At 58.7% G+C, this 16,673-nt stretch carries 12 protein-coding genes and 1 pseudogene; 2 read left to right on the forward strand and 11 right to left on the reverse strand.

Annotated features, from left to right (window positions below; translation table 11 throughout):
- Positions 1-10: 10 nt before the first annotated feature.
- The 5 genes from glgA to asd form a co-directional block, all read right to left on the reverse strand.
- The gene (gene glgA / locus ACKLKD_RS10180; protein WP_004202133.1) at positions 11-1,444 is read right to left on the reverse strand and encodes a glycogen synthase GlgA; all 1,434 of its coding nucleotides are present in this window, start codon (positions 1,442-1,444) and stop codon (positions 11-13) included.
- On the reverse strand, positions 1,444-2,739 hold the full coding sequence (gene glgC / locus ACKLKD_RS10185) for a glucose-1-phosphate adenylyltransferase (RefSeq protein ID WP_025710770.1): 1,296 nt from the start codon (positions 2,737-2,739) through the stop codon (positions 1,444-1,446). The genes glgA and glgC overlap by 1 nt, the downstream gene beginning before the upstream one ends.
- Before the next feature lie 80 nt (positions 2,740-2,819).
- Positions 2,820-4,796, reverse strand: a complete 1,977-nt coding sequence (gene glgX, locus ACKLKD_RS10190) for a glycogen debranching protein GlgX (RefSeq protein ID WP_080897529.1) — start codon at positions 4,794-4,796, stop codon at positions 2,820-2,822.
- Positions 4,793-6,979, reverse strand: a complete 2,187-nt coding sequence (glgB, locus tag ACKLKD_RS10195) for a 1,4-alpha-glucan branching enzyme (RefSeq protein ID WP_080897530.1) — start codon at positions 6,977-6,979, stop codon at positions 4,793-4,795. The genes glgX and glgB overlap by 4 nt, the downstream gene beginning before the upstream one ends.
- Before the next feature lie 238 nt (positions 6,980-7,217).
- Complete coding sequence (asd, locus tag ACKLKD_RS10200) at positions 7,218-8,324, reverse strand: aspartate-semialdehyde dehydrogenase (protein WP_012967126.1); 1,107 nt, start codon at positions 8,322-8,324, stop codon at positions 7,218-7,220.
- A gap of 103 nt (positions 8,325-8,427) precedes the next feature.
- Here asd and ACKLKD_RS10205 point away from each other — a divergent pair.
- Positions 8,428-8,775: pseudogene (locus tag ACKLKD_RS10205) on the forward strand (hypothetical protein); the annotation flags it as partial.
- Positions 8,776-8,787: 12 nt separating this feature from the next.
- Here ACKLKD_RS10205 and gntU read toward each other — a convergent pair.
- From gntU to ACKLKD_RS10230, 5 genes are all read right to left on the reverse strand, one after another.
- Positions 8,788-10,128, reverse strand: coding sequence for a gluconate transporter (gene gntU / locus ACKLKD_RS10210; protein WP_087806361.1), 1,341 nt, complete (start codon positions 10,126-10,128; stop codon positions 8,788-8,790).
- Positions 10,128-10,658 carry a gluconokinase gene (gene gntK / locus ACKLKD_RS10215; RefSeq protein WP_012540395.1) on the reverse strand — a complete coding sequence of 177 codons (531 nt, stop codon included), beginning with the start codon at positions 10,656-10,658 and terminating at the stop codon, positions 10,128-10,130. The genes gntU and gntK overlap by 1 nt, the downstream gene beginning before the upstream one ends.
- Positions 10,659-10,838: 180 nt before the next feature.
- Positions 10,839-11,834, reverse strand: coding sequence for a gluconate operon transcriptional repressor GntR (gntR, locus tag ACKLKD_RS10220; RefSeq protein ID WP_002920777.1), 996 nt, complete (start codon positions 11,832-11,834; stop codon positions 10,839-10,841).
- A 114-nt stretch (positions 11,835-11,948) separates the two neighbouring features.
- Complete coding sequence (locus ACKLKD_RS10225; RefSeq protein ID WP_002920779.1) at positions 11,949-12,644, reverse strand: pirin family protein; 696 nt, start codon at positions 12,642-12,644, stop codon at positions 11,949-11,951.
- Between the two features lie 121 nt (positions 12,645-12,765).
- A complete protein-coding gene (locus ACKLKD_RS10230; RefSeq protein WP_025710767.1) occupies positions 12,766-13,803 on the reverse strand; it encodes an oxidoreductase in 1,038 nt (345 codons plus the stop codon).
- A 513-nt stretch (positions 13,804-14,316) separates the two neighbouring features.
- Between ACKLKD_RS10230 and ACKLKD_RS10235 the strand changes: the two genes are divergently transcribed.
- Complete coding sequence (locus ACKLKD_RS10235; protein ID WP_025710766.1) at positions 14,317-14,793, forward strand: GNAT family N-acetyltransferase; 477 nt, start codon at positions 14,317-14,319, stop codon at positions 14,791-14,793.
- 85 nt (positions 14,794-14,878) lie between these two features.
- On the opposite strand, the gene ggt is transcribed toward ACKLKD_RS10235, so the two are convergent.
- Entirely contained in the window at positions 14,879-16,624 is a 1,746-nt protein-coding gene (gene ggt, locus ACKLKD_RS10240) for a gamma-glutamyltransferase (RefSeq protein WP_025710765.1), read from the reverse strand.
- Between the last annotated feature and the right edge of the window lie 49 nt (positions 16,625-16,673).

Raw genomic sequence — 16,673 nt, forward strand, 5'->3', positions numbered from 1 at the left:
ACTCCAGTGGTTACATCAAGCGTTGATAAAGTTCGCGATAGGAGTTCGCGGCAACCTGCCAGCTAAAATCCATATTCATCGCCTGACGCTGCACATAGCGCCAGAGCGACGGGCGCGACCAGAGGACAAAGGCGCGACGAATAGCGCGCAGCAATGACAGCGCATTGCTGTCCTCAAAGACAAACCCTGTCGCCAGACCATCGGCCAGGTTCTCCAGCGAACTGTCAGAAACCGTGTCCGCCAGCCCCCCGGTGCGGCGGACCAGCGGCAGCGTGCCGTACTTCAGACCATACAGTTGGGTCAGGCCGCAGGGTTCAAAGCGGCTCGGCACCAGAATCACATCGGCGCCGCCCATAATGCGGTGGGAGAAGGCTTCATGGTAACCAATCTGCACCCCCACTTTGCCCGGGTGTTCGGCGGCGGCGGCGAGGAAACCTTCCTGCAGCACCGGGTCGCCGGCGCCCAGCAGCGCCAGCTGGCCGCCCTGCTCAAGCAGACCCGGCAGCGCTTCAAGCACCAGGTCCAGCCCTTTCTGGCTGGTGAGACGGCTGACCACGGCAAACAGCGGCGCTTTGTCATCGACCTTCAGGCCCATGGCAATCTGCAGCTGACGCTTGTTCTCCGCCTTCTCCTCCAGCGTGTCGCGATCGTAGCGCATCGGCAGCAGGAGATCGTTTTGCGGGCTCCAGATACCGTCGTCCACGCCGTTGAGAATCCCCGACAACCGCCCTTCATGATGGCGCTGGCGCAGCAGCCCCTCCATGCCGTAGGCGTATTGCGGCTCGGTGATCTCGCGCGCGTAGGTTGGGCTCACCGCCGTAATATGGTCGGCGTAGTAAAGGCCAGCCTTCAGAAACGAAATCTGGCCGTTAAATTCGAGGCCATGCATGTTGTAAAACGACCACGGCAGCTCAATGTCATTCATATGCCAGGAGTAAAACATCCCCTGGTACGCCAGGTTGTGCACGGTAAAGACCGATTTAGCCGGGCGTCCGCGCGCCGCCAGGTAGGCCGGCGTCAGACCGGCGTGCCAGTCATGGGCATGCACCACGTCCGGGCGCCAGAACGGATCCAGTCCGCTGGCCATTTCACTTCCCACCCAGCCCAGCAGCGCAAAGCGCAGGACGTTGTCGGTATAAGCGTGCTGGTTGGTATCGTGGTAAGGGCTCCCCGGCCGGTCATAGAGATGCGGGGCGTCTATCAGATAGATCCCCACGCCGTTAAAGTGGCCGTACAGCAGCGTGATCCGCCCGGCGAAGGTATCGCGGCGGGTGACCACCTGGGCATCCACCACGCCGCGACGGATATCGGGAAACGCCGGCAACAGCACGCGCGTATCGATACCCTCCGCGATTTGCGCCGCCGGCAGTGCGCCGATGACGTCCGCCAGACCGCCCGTCTTTAACAGCGGGAACATCTCAGAACATACATGTAAGACCTGCATTAGCGCTCCTGTTTGTGCCCTAATTTCCGCAGCATGTCGCGGGTCACCAGCACGATACCTTCCTCTGAGCGATAGAAGCGGCGTGCATCCTCTTCCGCGTTCTCACCAATTACCATACCTTCCGGGATGACGCAGGCGCGGTCAATCACGCAGCGACGCAGGCGGCAAGAGCGCCCCACCCAGACATCAGGCAACAAGACTGCCGAATCAATGTTACAGAAGGAGTTCACCCGCACACGTGGGAACAGCACCGACTGCACCACTACCGACCCGGAGATAATACAGCCCCCCGAAACCAGCGAGTTCAGGGTCATGCCGTGGCTACCGGAGCGGTCCTGCACGAACTTCGCCGGCGGCAGCGATTCCATATGGGTGCGGATCGGCCAGTTCTGGTCGTACATATCCAGCTCCGGCGTGACCGATGCCAGATCGAGGTTGGCCTTCCAGTACGCTTCCAGCGTTCCCACGTCGCGCCAGTAAGGTTCGGCGTTCGGATCAGACTGCACGCAGGAGAGCGGGAAAGGATGTGCATAAGCCATGCCAGCTGCGGTGATCTTCGGAATGATATCTTTGCCGAAATCGTGGCTGGAGTGCTCGTTGCGATCGTCTTCTTCCAGCAGCTCATAAAGATAGGCGGCGTCAAAGACATAAATACCCATACTGGCCAGCGATTTGGTCGGGTCGGTCGGCATCGCCGGCGGGTTGGCCGGTTTTTCGACAAACTCAATGATTTTTTCGTTTTCGTCGACCGCCATGACGCCGAAGGCGGATGCCTCTTCAATGGGCACCGGCATGCAGGCTACGGTGCAACGCGCCCCTTTTTCGACATGGTCGATCAGCATGCGCGAGTAGTCCTGCTTATAAATATGGTCGCCCGCGAGGATCACCACATACTCGGCCTTATAGCGGCTGATGATATCCAGGTTCTGCGTCACCGCGTCCGCCGTGCCGCGATACCAGTTTTCGCCGTGTACGCGCTGCTGGGCTGGCAGCAGATCGACAAACTCGTTCATCTCTTCGCTGAAGAACGACCAGCCGCGCTGGATATGCTGCACCAGCGTGTGCGACTGATACTGGGTAATAACGCCGATACGACGGATCCCTGAGTTAATGCAGTTAGATAATGCGAAATCGATAATACGGAACTTGCCGCCGAAGTGAACGGCAGGTTTCGCGCGCTTAATGGTGAGATCCTTCAGCCGGGTGCCACGCCCGCCCGCGAGGATCAACGCCACGGATTTAATGGGTAATTGACGCGCCAGCATCAGCGGATCGTTTTTTTCAAGCCTAACCATGATTAACTCCTTTTTACACCCCCGCTTTCCAGCTCATCCCGCCGCGCCGCCGCCACGGGTCCAACCGGAAGCTTCAGGGCTTACGACCTTTGAAATACGCACACTCCGTGCGCGGGCCCATGCCAGACAGCCATGATGACCGGATTATCCTCTCCGGCGAATGGAGGAACGGCGCGCCATTCCCCCTCGGGTAAAACCATATCGACCACCTGTGCGGTGGCGTTCAGCGTGAGCAGCCAGCGATCCGACAACTGGATCTGCATACACGCTGCGCCCTGCTGCCACTCCCCGGCAGTCAGCGGCTGGGCGTATTGATTCAACCAGCGGACGTTGCCATCGCCCTCCTGCCACCAGCGGTTGCGGGTAAGCGCCGGAATGCGCCGCCGTAGATGGATTAGCGCCGCGGTAAATGCGGTTAAACCCGGGTTCGCCTGACGCCAGTCCAGCCAGGTCAACGCGTTATCCTGACAGTAGGCATTATTGTTGCCGTGCTGACTGTGGCCCTGCTCATCTCCCGCCAGCAGCATCGGCGTCCCCTGCGCCAACAGCAGCGTCGTCAGCAGCGCATGCACGCTGGCGCGTCGCCGTTCAATCACCGCAAGATTAGCCTCTAATCCTTCTATACCATGATTGTTGCTGTAGTTGTTGTTAGTCCCATCGCGATTCTCCTCCCCGTTTGCCTGATTGTGTTTCTGATTGAAACAGACACAGTCGCGGAGCGTGAAGCCATCGTGAGCTGTCACCAGGTTGACCGTCGCCGATGGCGGCTTACCATCGCGGGCAAAGAGATCGCTGGAAGCCGCGAAGCGTTGGGCAAAGTCACCCAGAGAGACGTTTTGCTGCAGCCAGAACCGTCGGGCGCTATCGCGAAAATGGTCATTCCATTCGGCAAACAGCGGCGGGAAATTACCCACCTGATAGCCGCCCGGGCCGATATCCCAGGGTTCAGCGATCAGTTTCACCTGCGACAGCACGCTGTCGTCACGGATAGCCTCGAACAGCGGCGCATTCTGGTGGAATTCCGGGGTTCGGCCCATCACGGAGGCGAGGTCGAAGCGAAAACCGTCGACATGGCACTCATCCACCCAGAAGCGTAAACACTGGCGCGCCAGCTCCACCACGCCCGGGTGGCTGAGATTGAGCGTATTACCGCACCCGGTCCAGTTGTGGTAATCGCCATCGTCCCTTATCCAATAATAGCTACGGTTGTCGATTCCGCGCAGGGAGACGGTAGGCCCTTCAAGATCGATTTCCGCGCTGTGGTTGAGCACGATATCCAGAATTACCTCGATACCAGCGGCATGCAGCGCTTTGACCGCATCGCGAAACTCATCCAGGGCGCGATCCGGATCGCTGGCGTAGCGCGGATCCAGCGCGAACCATGCCAGCGGGTTGTAGCCCCAGTAGTTGCTTAACCCCATCCGCTGCAGTCGCGGCTCGCTGGCGAACTGCGCCACCGGCAGCAGCTCAAGGGCACTGATGCCCAGCGATTTGAAGTAAGCAATCATCACCGGGTGGCCCAGCGCCTTATAGGTTCCGCGAATAGCTTCCGGTAGCTGCGGATGCAACAGAGTCAGCCCTTTCACGTGCGCTTCATAAATCACCGTTTCGCCCCACGGGGTACGCGGCGGTTTATCGCCCCGCCAGTCGTAACGCAGATCCACCACCTGCGATTTTGGCGCGACCGCGGCGCTGTCGCGATGATCCGGCTGCCACATGCCGCCATGCAGGCGCTCGTCGTCAGGCAAATCGCCTTCGACCCGGTGGGCGCAGGGATCGATCAACAGCTTGGCCGGGTTAAACCGGTGCCCCTGCGCCGGATCCCAGGGGCCATGCACCCGGTAGCCATAGCGCAGGCCCGGCCCGGCGGCGGCCAGCCAGCCGTGCCAGATGTCGCCGCTGCGCGCCGGGAGATCGAAGCGTTGCTCGTTGCCCTGCTCGTCGAATACGCACAGCTCCACCCGCTCCGCATGGGCGGAGAAGAGGGCGAAATTCACCCCCTTGCCGTCATAGCTGGCGCCCAATGGCGCAGGTTTGCCTGCCGCGAGTGAGGTCATTGCGCCTCCCGGACCAGCCAGATCGTCGCCAGCGGGGGCAGGGTCAGCGACAGCGAATGTTCGCGACCGTGGCTGGCGATAGCGTCGCTTTCCACCACGCCGCCATTGCCCTGATTGCTGCCGTGATAGTGCATGGAGTCGGTATTTAGCGCCTCGCGCCAGCGGCCCGGCTGGTTAATGCCGAAGCGGTAGTCGTGGCGCGGCACCGGCGTGAAGTTGCTGGCGACGATAATCTCGTTGCCCGCCCGGTCACGGCGTACAAAGACAAACACCGAGCGCTCATGGTCGTCGACCACCAGCCATTCGAAGCCGTAGGGGTCAAAATCCAGCTCGTGCAGCGCTTTATGATGACGGTAGGTATGGTTCAGGTCGCGCACCAGCCGCTGGACGCCGTGGTGCCAGTTGTCGCCGCCCTCCAGCAGATGCCAGTCGAGGCTAACGTCATGGTTCCACTCGCGCCCCTGAGCGAACTCATTGCCCATAAACAGCAGCTTTTTCCCCGGGAAGGCGAACAGCCAGCCGTAGTAGGCGCGCAGGTTGGCGAACTTCTGCCAGGCATCGCCCGGCATGCGGTCGAGAATCGATTTTTTGCCGTGCACCACTTCATCATGGGAGAGCGGCAGCACGAAGTTCTCGGTGTAGTTGTAGAGCATGCCGAAGGTCATTTTGTCGTGATGATAGCGGCGATGGACCGGATCGAGCTTCATGTAATCCAGGGTGTCGTGCATCCAGCCGAGGTTCCATTTGAACCAGAAGCCCAGCCCACCGCCGGCTGGCGGACGGGTCACCCCGGCAAAATCGGTGGACTCTTCCGCCATGGTCACCGCGCCCGGCGTCTGTTCGCCGAGAATGCGGTTGGTGTTGCGCAGAAACTCAATGGCTTCCAGATTTTCCCGGCCGCCGTATTCGTTGGGGATCCACTCGCCTGCCTTGCGGCTGTAATCGCGATAGATCATCGAGGCCACCGCATCGACGCGCAGAGCATCAATACCAAAGCGCTCGATCCAGTACAGCGCGTTACCGACAAGGAAGTTGCTGACTTCGCGGCGACCATAGTTGTAGATCAGGGTATTCCAGTCCTGGTGATACCCCTCGCGCGGGTCGCTGTGTTCATACAGCGAAGTGCCGTCAAACGAGGCAAGGGCAAAGTCATCCGCCGGGAAGTGGCCGGGCACCCAGTCAAGGATGACGTTCAGCCCGGCGGCGTGCGCGGCGTTGATAAAGTAACGAAAATCATCGCGGGTGCCGAAACGGCGGGTCGGCGCATAGAGCCCGGTGGGTTGATAGCCCCAGCTGCCGTCGAACGGGTGCTCGTTTACCGGCAGCAGTTCGAGATGGGTGAAGCCCATCCATTTGGCGTAGGGCACCAGCTGGTCGGCCAGCTCGCGGTAGCTCAGCCAGAAATTATTGTCGGTATGACGGCGCCAGGAGCCGAGATGCACTTCATAGATAGAGATCGGGGCATCGAACTGGTTCGCCGCTTTGCGGTCCGCCGGCTGTTCCACTTTGGGCGGCAGATCGCAGATAAGCGAGGCGCTTTCCGGACGCATTTGCGACTCAAAGGCGTAAGGATCCGCTTTGACCCGCAGATGACCGTTGGCGTCAATCAGCTCGAATTTATACAGCTGGCCATTGTGCGCGCCGGGAACGAACAGCTCCCAGATCCCGGACTCTTTGCGAAATCGCATCGGGTGGCGCCGGCCATCCCAGTAGTTAAACTGCCCCACCACCGACACCCGGCGGGCGTTCGGTGCCCACACCGAGAAACGGGTACCGGTGACGCCGTCCATGGTGGCAGCGTGCGCGCCCAGCGTTTCGTAAGGGCGCAGATGGGTCCCTTCCGACAGCAGCCAGACGTCAAGGTCCTGCAACAGCGGACCAAAGCGATAAGGATCATCAATCAGATTCTGCTGCCCGTGCCAGGTGACGGCCAGCTGATAGCGAAAGGCGTTTTTCCGCCGCGGCAGGACGCCGCTGAAGAAACCGCGCGAGTCGAGGCATTCGAGCTTGCCGACTTTGCGTCCGGTTTTCGGTTCAATAACCCACACATCGGTGGCATCGGGTAATAATGCGCGCACTTCCAGCCCGGCGTCAGTACGGTGCATGCCGAGCACGGAAAAGGGATCCGCGAAATGACCGGCGATTAGCGCATTAATCACGTCTCTATCAATATGATTAGACATGCTTTCATCCTGTTGTAAGTGTCGCTCATTCCTGTAACTGGCGACTTTTTTTGACCTGAACGGCGCAGCACTTTCTGCATCCTTCTGCTCCGTCCCACCTTCAGGTAAGGAATTCCTTACTTAAAGCATAGCCAAGGCTGAGTTACCTCCGTGGGGAAAAATCTAACATCCGCGTTTACTCCTTGTATTACGCAAAAAAAAAGGGGGCTCGAAGACCCCCTTTCTGTTTATCCTGCGCTTACGCCAGCTGGCGAAGCATCCGGCGCAGCGGCTCCGCGGCGCCCCACAGCAGCTGGTCGCCAACGGTAAAGGCCGAGAGATATTCCGGCCCCATATTCAGTTTACGCAGGCGCCCTACCGGGGTAGTCAGGGTGCCCGTCACCGCGGCTGGGGTCAGCTCGCGCATGGTAATCTCACGATCGTTCGGCACCACTTTGGCCCACGGGTTGTGCGCGGCCAACAGCTCCTCAACGGTCGGGATAGAAACATCTTTCTTCAGCTTGATGGTGAACGCCTGGCTGTGGCAGCGCAGCGCGCCAACGCGAACGCACAGACCGTCTACCGGGATAACGGACGAGGTGGCGAGGATCTTGTTGGTCTCCGCCTGGCCTTTCCACTCTTCGCGGCTCTGGCCGTTATCCAGCTGTTTGTCGATCCACGGGATCAGGCTGCCCGCCAGCGGTACGCCGAAGTTGTCCACCGGCAGCTCGCCGCTGCGGGTCAGCGAGGTGACTTTGCGCTCAATGTCCAGGATGGCGGAAGCCGGGTCCGCCAGCTCTGCGGCCACGTGGTTGTGCAGTTGACCCATCTGGCTCAGCAGCTCGCGCATATGACGCGCGCCGCCGCCGGAAGCCGCCTGGTACGTCGCCACGCTGACCCACTCCACCAGATCCTGAGCAAACAGGCCGCCGAGGGACATCAGCATCAGGCTGACGGTACAGTTGCCGCCGACAAAAGTTTTCACACCGTTGTTCAGGCCAGCGGTGATCACGTCCTGGTTAACCGGGTCGAGGATAATGATCGCATCGTCCTTCATGCGCAGCGAAGAGGCCGCATCAATCCAGTAACCCTGCCAGCCGCTTTCGCGCAGCTTCGGGTAAATCTCGTTGGTGTAATCGCCGCCCTGGCACGTGACAATAATGTCCAGCGCCTTCAGCGCGTCCAGATCGAACGCATCCTGAAGCGTACCACCGGTGCTACCGCCGAATGACGGCGCTGGCTGTCCCAGCTGGGAGGTAGAGAAGAACACCGGGCGAATGGCGTCGAAATCGCGCTCTTCAACCATGCGTTGCATGAGAACAGAGCCGACCATTCCGCGCCAGCCGATAAAACCAACATTTTTCATAACGTATTCCTGCGAGGTGTGTGCTGTTTGTGCCTGGCCAGTTTCCAACTGGATTATCCCTCACCTTACAAAATGCAGCTAAAGTCGCAAGTGAAATTAATCAATGATTGCTGAACAATCAGAAATGCAACTTATCCTGCACATTGCCCACCGTCGCTGGTCGTCGTCAAAAGCGCAACGATTATCGGGGAAATCCCCCGGGGAATGGAATATTTTCCGTCGCTATTTTATTGATCCTGATTATGGATTAAGCGCGAAATCAAGGGATTTTCCGCTTGCCAAAAAAAAGCGACAAACCCAGGCACAGCAGGGCCTGATGAGGGGTACGATCATCGTCGTAGCGCTCATCATGGTGTGTAGCAGAACGGGAAATACGGGAAAAAACGCGGGTTATTGCAAAGAAGCCAGAGTAACCGTTGTTACCCTGGCTTTTTATTCCCTCATGAGCGGGGTGAAAACTCGCTTAGCTCAGCAGCTGGAAAGCGATCATGCCAACTATCGCCCCGGTGGTGCCGAGGATAGTTTCCATCATGGTCCAGGTTTTCAACGTCTGGGCTTCGGTGGCGCCGGTAAATTTACCGAACAGCCAGAAGCCGGCGTCGTTCACATGGCTCACGACAATCGAGCCGCCGGCGATACAAATAGACAGAGCCGCCATCTGTGCGCCGCTGTAGTTCAGCTGCTCAATCACCGGCATTACCAGGCCAACCGCCGTCAGGCACGCTACGGTGGCAGAGCCCTGAATGATACGCACCGCCGCTGCCAGTACAAAGCAGGTAATGGCGATCGGCAGGCCCATACCGGTCAGCGCTTCACCGAGCGCCGGGCCCACGCCAGAGTCTACCAGCACCTGTTTGAAGACGCCGCCAGCCCCGATCACCAGCAGGATAATCCCCGCCGGCTGCAGCGCATGACCGCAGATCTCCATCACCCGGTCTTTGGCCATCCCCTGGCGCATCGCCAGGCCGTAGATTGCCACCAGGCAAGCCACCAGGATCGCGGTGAACGGGTGGCCGATAAATTCGAACCATTCGTAAGCGGTCGAGCCCACCGGCACAAAGCGCGCGGCGATAGTTTTCAGACCCACCAGCACCAGCGGCAGCAGGATCAGCGACAGGCTGAAGCCGAACGACGGCATTTTGCCTTCGCCGAGATGCGGTTCGCTGATATCGTCAGGAATATGCAGCTCAACGTAGCGGCTGATAAAGTTACCCCACAGCGGACCGGCGATAATCATCCCTGGAATGGCCGCGCACAGGCCAATCAGGATCATCCAGCCAAAGTCGGCGTGCATTTGCGACGCCAGCAGCATCGGCGCCGGCCCCGGCAGCAGGAACGCCACAGCGGCGGCCACCCCGGCAAACAGCGGGATCACCAGCTTCACCAGGTTCGTGCCGGTATGGCGCGCCATCGAGAAGGCGACGCTTATCAGCAGGACAATGGCGACTTCGAAGAACAGCGGTAGCGCGCAGATAAGGCCGGCGAGGCCAATCGCATAGTGCGCCCGGCTGTGGCCGAAGGATTTGAGCATCTTGACGGCAATCTGATCGACCGCCCCCGTTTCATGGAGGATCTTCCCGAACATTGCGCCGAGCGCGACGACGATCGCCAGGAAGCCCAGCGTACCGCCCATCCCTTTCTCCATTGTCGCCGCGATTTTATCCAGCGGCATACCGGAGAAGAGACCGGCGCCAATAGAAACCACCATCAAAGCCACGAAGGCGTGCATGCGCGCCTTCATGACTAAAAACAGCAGCAGCAATACTGAGCCGACTGCAGTTAAAACAAGCGTTAAAGTACTCACTAGTGACTGCCTTTGTTGATCACCTCGATGGTGCTGGCCACCACGCCTTCCAGCGGCTGGTCGATATCGACGATAAGCACATCGCTCTCGTCGGCGCCTGGTTCCTGCAGCGTTTCAAACTGCGTCACCAACATTTGGGTTTTGAAGAAGTGTCCTTTACGCGCCTTCAGACGGTTTTCAATCACGTCGAAGTCGCCTTTCAGGTAGATGAAGGAAAGGTTCGGGTTGCCCTTGCGCAGAATGTCGCGGTAGCTTTTCTTCAGCGCCGAGCAGACGATCAGCGACACCTTGTTGGTACGCTGCATGGCAAATGCGGCGTCATTCAGCGCCTGCAGCCACGGGGTGCGGTCATCATCGTTCAGCGGCTCCCCGGAGGCCATCTTGGTGATGTTGCTGCGCGGATGGAGAAAGTCGCCGTCGAGAAACGCAGCATGCAGCTGATGCGCCACTTCGCTGGCGACAGCGGATTTTCCGCTGCCGGAAACGCCCATCAGGACATAGACGTGGTGATCATGGTTAGTCGTGCTCAAAGCGTCCTCCCACTGGACTGGTACGCCGCGCCGGGGCTGACTCATCCAGCGCGAAGGCGGCGTATCGGTTAATTGTTACGGGTAACTGTTATCGGTAACATTGTCATGCCGGACCTGTGGAGAAGCAATATCCATTCGTGCCAGATGTGAATATGTGTGATCTACTTCAAACTTGTCAGTTTAAATTGATCCGCCCGGTGACAATGTGAAACCTAAATCTAACATCTTAGGGGTAATCGCTTCACCACGAATGCGGGCCAGCAGCCGTTCGGCACCGATGCGCCCCATTCGCTCGCGCGGGGTCAGAACGCTGGCCAGCCGCGGCTCCATCACCTGGCCGATATCGTGGCCGTGGAACCCGGCGATCGCCATATCATCGGGGATCTTCAGCCCCAGGCGCTGACATTCAAAGGCCGCGCCGACCGCAAGGTCATCGTTGGTGCAGAAAATACCGTCAAGCTGCGGATATTCGCGGCGCGCCTGGCGCATCAGCTCAATCCCCGACGAGTAGGACGAAGATTGCTCCACCATCACGCTATAGGGCGTCATCCCGGCGTCAAGCATCGCCTGCTCGTACCCCTTCTGTTTGATGATAGTACGTTCATCAAGACGCGCGCCGAGATAAGCAACGTGGCGGTGGCCGCGAGCAATGATCGCCGCCGTCATCTGTCGCGCCGCTTCGAAGTTATCGAACCCGACGGCGATATCGAGGCACGGCGACCGGCTGTCCATCAGCTCCACCACCGGAATGCCGGCGACTTCAATCATCTTCAGGGTGCGGGGCGTATGGGTGCGTTCGGTGAGGATCAGGCCGTCAATGTTCCAGGAGAGCATCGATTCGAGGCGTTTCTCTTCCATTTCCGGCTTATAGCCGTAGTGCGCCAGCATGGTTTGATAGCCGAAGGCGTCGGTGACGCTTTCGATACCGCGCAGCACTTCCGAGAAGACCTGGTTGGTTAACGACGGCAGCAGCACGCCGATGGCGCGGCTGGTGGCGTTGGAGAGAATGTCAGGGGCGCGATTGGGAATATAACCCAGTTCATCGAGGGCAACGGCAATCTTGCCACGCAGCGCTTCGGAGACCTGCTCCGGGTTGCGTAAATAGCGACTGACCGTCATTTTGGTCACGCCGACAAGATCGGCTACATCCTGAAGTACGGGTCTTTTCTTTTTCATCGTCCTGACTGTGATCAACGGGGAAACATTTTCTCAGTTTATCACGGACAAAGCGCAACCTTCCCCGATGTTAGAGAAGGTTGCGCAATTTATTTAAGCTGGCTCAGATAACAATCAAACCGGCGGCAGATCGAACAGCAGGATCTCGCTATCGCTGTCGGCGTGAACCGAAATCGCCTGCTCGTCCCAGATGGCCAAACCGTCGCTGGTGGTGGCTTTGGTACCGTTGATGGTCACTTCACCTTTGACGACCTGGATCCACACGCGGCGTTCCGCGGCAATCTGATGAACCGACTGCTCATCTTTCAGCAGCGCCCAGCGATACAGCTCCATATCCTGATACACCTTCAGCGAGCCATCACGTGCATCCGGCGACAGCACCAGCTGTTTACCCTGCGCGGCGTCGAAGCGGCGCTGCTCGTAGCGCGGGGTAATGCCGGTTTCTTCCGGAATAATCCAGATCTGATACAGACGCAGACGATCGGTTTTGCTCGGGTTGTACTCAGAGTGGCGCACCCCGGTACCCGCACTCATAATCTGGAACTCACCCGCCGGCACCTGCTCTTTGTTGCCCATGCTGTCCTGGTGCTCCACCGCCCCTTCCAGCACATAGGTCAGGATCTCCATGTCTTTGTGCGGGTGGGTACCGAAGCCCTGACCGGCGTCGATGACGTCGTCGTTAATCACCCGCAGGGCGGAGAAGCCCATAAAGTTCGGGTCATAATAGTTGGCGAAAGAGAAAGTATGCCAGGAATCCAGCCAGCCATGGTTAGCGTGGCCACGTTCGTTCGCTTTGCGTAAGTAGATCATGTTGCACCCCCGTATGTTTTCGATGGAATCAGTGTGGACCCATTTCGCCGGCGATCATAGAGGGTGAAAATTGACTCCTCTGTTCAAAAAATATGAACAAGCGCAGAGGAGCCAATTTGACTTATCGGGTAAGGGTTATGGTGGCCGGAGAAGGCTGTTCAAAGCCGCGCTGCAGGATCTCCATATTGGTGAGAACGTCAGATTCCTTGACGTAATTCGGCTGGCCGTTGACGAGGGTGTCATACAGCGCGTCGTACACCCGGCCGTAGTCGCCGGTCTCCAGCGGCACCGCTTCACGCACCGTCTCCCCCGCCTCGTTGACATACACCAGCTCGCCGACGCTGTCGTCCGCGCCAAACCCTGGCTCGCCCGGCATGATATTGGCCTTCAGGCTGGTCTCCTGCTGGTCAATGCCATACTTCACAAACGAACCCTTATGGCCGTGAACGATAAATTTCGGGTAGTCGATCTGCACCAGGTGGCTGGTCTTGATGATGGCCTTCAGATCGCCGTAGAACAGCTGGGCCTCAAAGGTATCATCCGGGTTGGCTTTGTTGCGCAGCGAGCGCAGGTCGTAAGAGACATGGTCCGGGCGGCCGAACAACGAAATGATCTGATCCAGGGTATGCACGCCAAGGCCATAGAACTCGCCGTTTTGTGGGCCGCCAGGGTTGGTTTCCGCCACCGGGCGGTAGTTATCGAAATGGCTTTCGATCTCCACCAGTTCGCCGAGTTTCCCGCTCTCAATCACCTTTTTGGTGGTCAGGAAGCAGGAGTCGAAGCGGCGGTTCTGGTAGGGCGTCACCGTCAGACCTTTGCTGTTTGCCAGCGCAAACAGGGTTTTTGCTTCCTCCAGCGTCGGGGTGAAGGGTTTTTCCACCAGCACGTTTTTCCCCGCCTCCAGCGCCTTTTTCGCATATTCAAAATGGCTGTCGGCGTGAGTGCAGACGACCACCAGCTTGACCTGTGGGTCGTTTAACACGTCATCAAGATCGCTGGTGAAATGGATATGGGAATACTGCGGCGCCTGCTCCTCAGGCTTCGCCCGGCGGCGGTAGATATGCGCCACCTGCCAGCGGTCCTGGCGGTGTAAAACGTAAGGAAGATGGTAGCGGGTGGTACTTTTGCCGAAGCCAATAAATGCGCAGTGCAGAGTCATAACGCTGTCCTTAGTTGATGAGCTGCCTTTAACCATAGCGCAAGCCGGGAGATGACTTCATCCCCTGTGTCCGCTTTCCGCGACGATGCGCCAGAAAAACCGTGCGAGCATCACCCCGACGGACACATCAATAACGCGTGAATTTACATAAAGTTAAAGCAGCACTTTGCCATTACACAAGGCGGCAAATCGGTGGAGAAGTGGCAGGGCTGGCCGCGGAGGAGCAGCCTCCTCACTCTGCTGGCGGATCTACAGCAAAGCATCGAGGCGATCGGCGAGACGCAAAAAAAAAGCCAGCACCCGGCTGGCTAAAGTAATACTGGAAGCAATGTGAGCAATGTCGTGCTTTCAGGCTTTCCGCAAGGGTCTCCCTGAATGCAGGACAATAATAATCATTCTCATTCGCACTTGTCTACTTTTTTTTGCAAAAAACAACATTGACTCCCCGGCTGCCGTCAGAGATGGTGGAGAGGAATCGACAACCAAAAAGAGGATAAGGGAATGAGTGACATAGTGATACGCCATGCCGAACCGCGCGATGCTGAACCTTTACGTATGCTGATGGCGCACCCGGAGGTCTATCATGACACGCTACAGATCCCCTATCCATCGATGGAAGCCTGGCAGGAGAAGCTACAGCCCAAACCCCATACCTTCCATCTGGTGGCGACGCTGGGCGAGCAGGTCGCCGGACATCTGTCGCTCCATGTTGAGCCGCGCCCTCGGCGCAGCCACGTCGCAACCTTTGGCATGGCGGTTGCCGCCGGCCATCAGGGACGCGGCATCGGCAGCGCGCTGATGCGCGAGATGATCGATCTGTGCGATAACTGGCTTCGGGTCGAGCGTATTGAGCTGACGGTGTTCGCCGATAACGCCCGGGCCATCGCGGTGTACCAGAAACACGGCTTTGTCATCGAAGGGACCGGCAAGCGCTTCGCGCTGCGCAACGGCGAATACGTGGATGCCTGTTTTATGGCGCGGCTGAAGTAATCCATATATCGCCCGGTGGCGCGACGCTTACCGGGCCTACACGGGTATCCCTGCCGGGCAAACGTCGCGCTGCCCGGCACATCCCTTAATACCCCGCCGTTAAATCATCCGGCGAACGCGGATCGGAGGCGCCATACAGCATGCCGTCCGGCCCCACCATGATGCTCTGAGTACTGCCCATCGCCTCTTTCAGCGCCACTTTCTGCCCCTTCGCCTCCAGCAGCTTCAGGGTATCCGGGCTAAAGCCTTTCTCCACCCGCAGCTCGTCCGGCAGCCATTGATGGTGGAAGCGCGGCGCGTTGGTGGCCTCCGCGACGTTCATCCCGAAATCGATGGTATTGACCACCATCTGCAGCACGGTCGTGATGATCCGACTGCCGCCCGGGCTGCCGGTCACCAGCCAGGTTTTGCCGTCTTTCACCACAATGGTCGGCGACATCGACGACAGCGGGCGTTTTTTCGGCTCCACCGCATTGGCGTCGCCGCCCACCAGACCATAGACGTTAGGCACGCCAGGCTTCGCCGAGAAGTCATCCATCTGGTTATTGAGCAAAATCCCGGAATCGCCGGCCACAATGCCGGTACCGAAGGTGGTATTCAGCGTATAGGTCACCGCCACCGCATTGCCGTCTTTATCGACCACCGAGAAGTGGGTGGTCTGGTTGCTTTCATACGGCGCCAGCTTGCCCGGACGGATCTGGCTGGAAGGCTTCGCCTTGTTGACGTCGATCTCGGCGGCTATCGCTTTGGCGTAGGCTTTGCTGGTCAGCGCCTGCCACGGCACGTTGACGAAATCAGGGTCGCCGAGATATTCAGAGCGGTCGGCATAGGCATGCTTCTCCGCTTCCGCCATCACCTGCATGGCGTCGGCACTGCCAAAGCCATATTTCTGCATATCGAAGTTTTCGAGGATATTGAGGATCTGCACGATGTGGATCCCGCCGGAGGACGGCGGCGGCATGGAGTAGACCTCATACCCGCGATATTCACCGCTAACCGGCGTGCGCTCGACGGCCTTATAGCTGGCGAGATCGGCTTTGGTGATAAGCCCGCCATGCTTTTTCATCTCGTCAGCGATCTGCTCGGCAATGGCCCCTTTATAGAAGGCGTCCGGGCCGTGCTCGGCAATTAGCTCCAGGCTTTTCCCCAGATTCTTTTGCACCAGCCGATCGCCCTTCTTCAGCGGCTCGCCGTTCTTCCAGAAGATCGCTTTACTGTTTTCATGCTGGGGAATGACTTCGCTGCCGTAGGTCTTCAGATCGTCCGCCAGCGCATCGTTAACAATAAACCCCTCTTCCGCCAGCTTAATCGCCGGACGGATCACTTTGTTCAGAGGCATGGTGCCGTACTTTTCCAGCGCGAGGGAGAAGCCCGCAACGCTGCCTGGGGTACCGGAAGCGAGATGCGAAGTCAGTGATTTTTTACTGTCCGGGTTGCCCTGGTCGTCAAGGAACATGTCGCGGGTGGCCTGTTCCGGCGCCATTTCGCGGAAATCGATCGCCGTGGTTTTACCGTCTTTAGTACGCAGCATCATAAACCCGCCGCCGCCGATATTCCCGGCCTGCGGATGCGTCACCGCCAGCGCGTAGCCAACGGCAACCGCTGCATCAACGGCGTTGCCGCCCTGGCGCAGAATATCTACGCCGACGCGGGTGGCCAGCGCATCCACCGAGGCCACCATCCCCTGCCGGGCGCGTACTGGGTGGAACACATCTTCCTCTACGCCATACGAGACCGGCGGCGGTGGCGGCGGATTGGCGGCGACGGTAAAACTACCCCCCGCCAGCAATGCAGCGATGACCACCTGACGCCATATTGTTGTTTTTATCATTGTCTTACTCCTGAAAGGTAGGTTTCATTCCCCGCTTAAGCCTGGTTGA

The sequence above is a fragment of the Klebsiella sp. 10982 genome, assembly GCF_048589245.1.
Taxonomy (GTDB): Bacteria; Pseudomonadota; Gammaproteobacteria; order Enterobacterales; family Enterobacteriaceae; genus Klebsiella; species Klebsiella quasivariicola.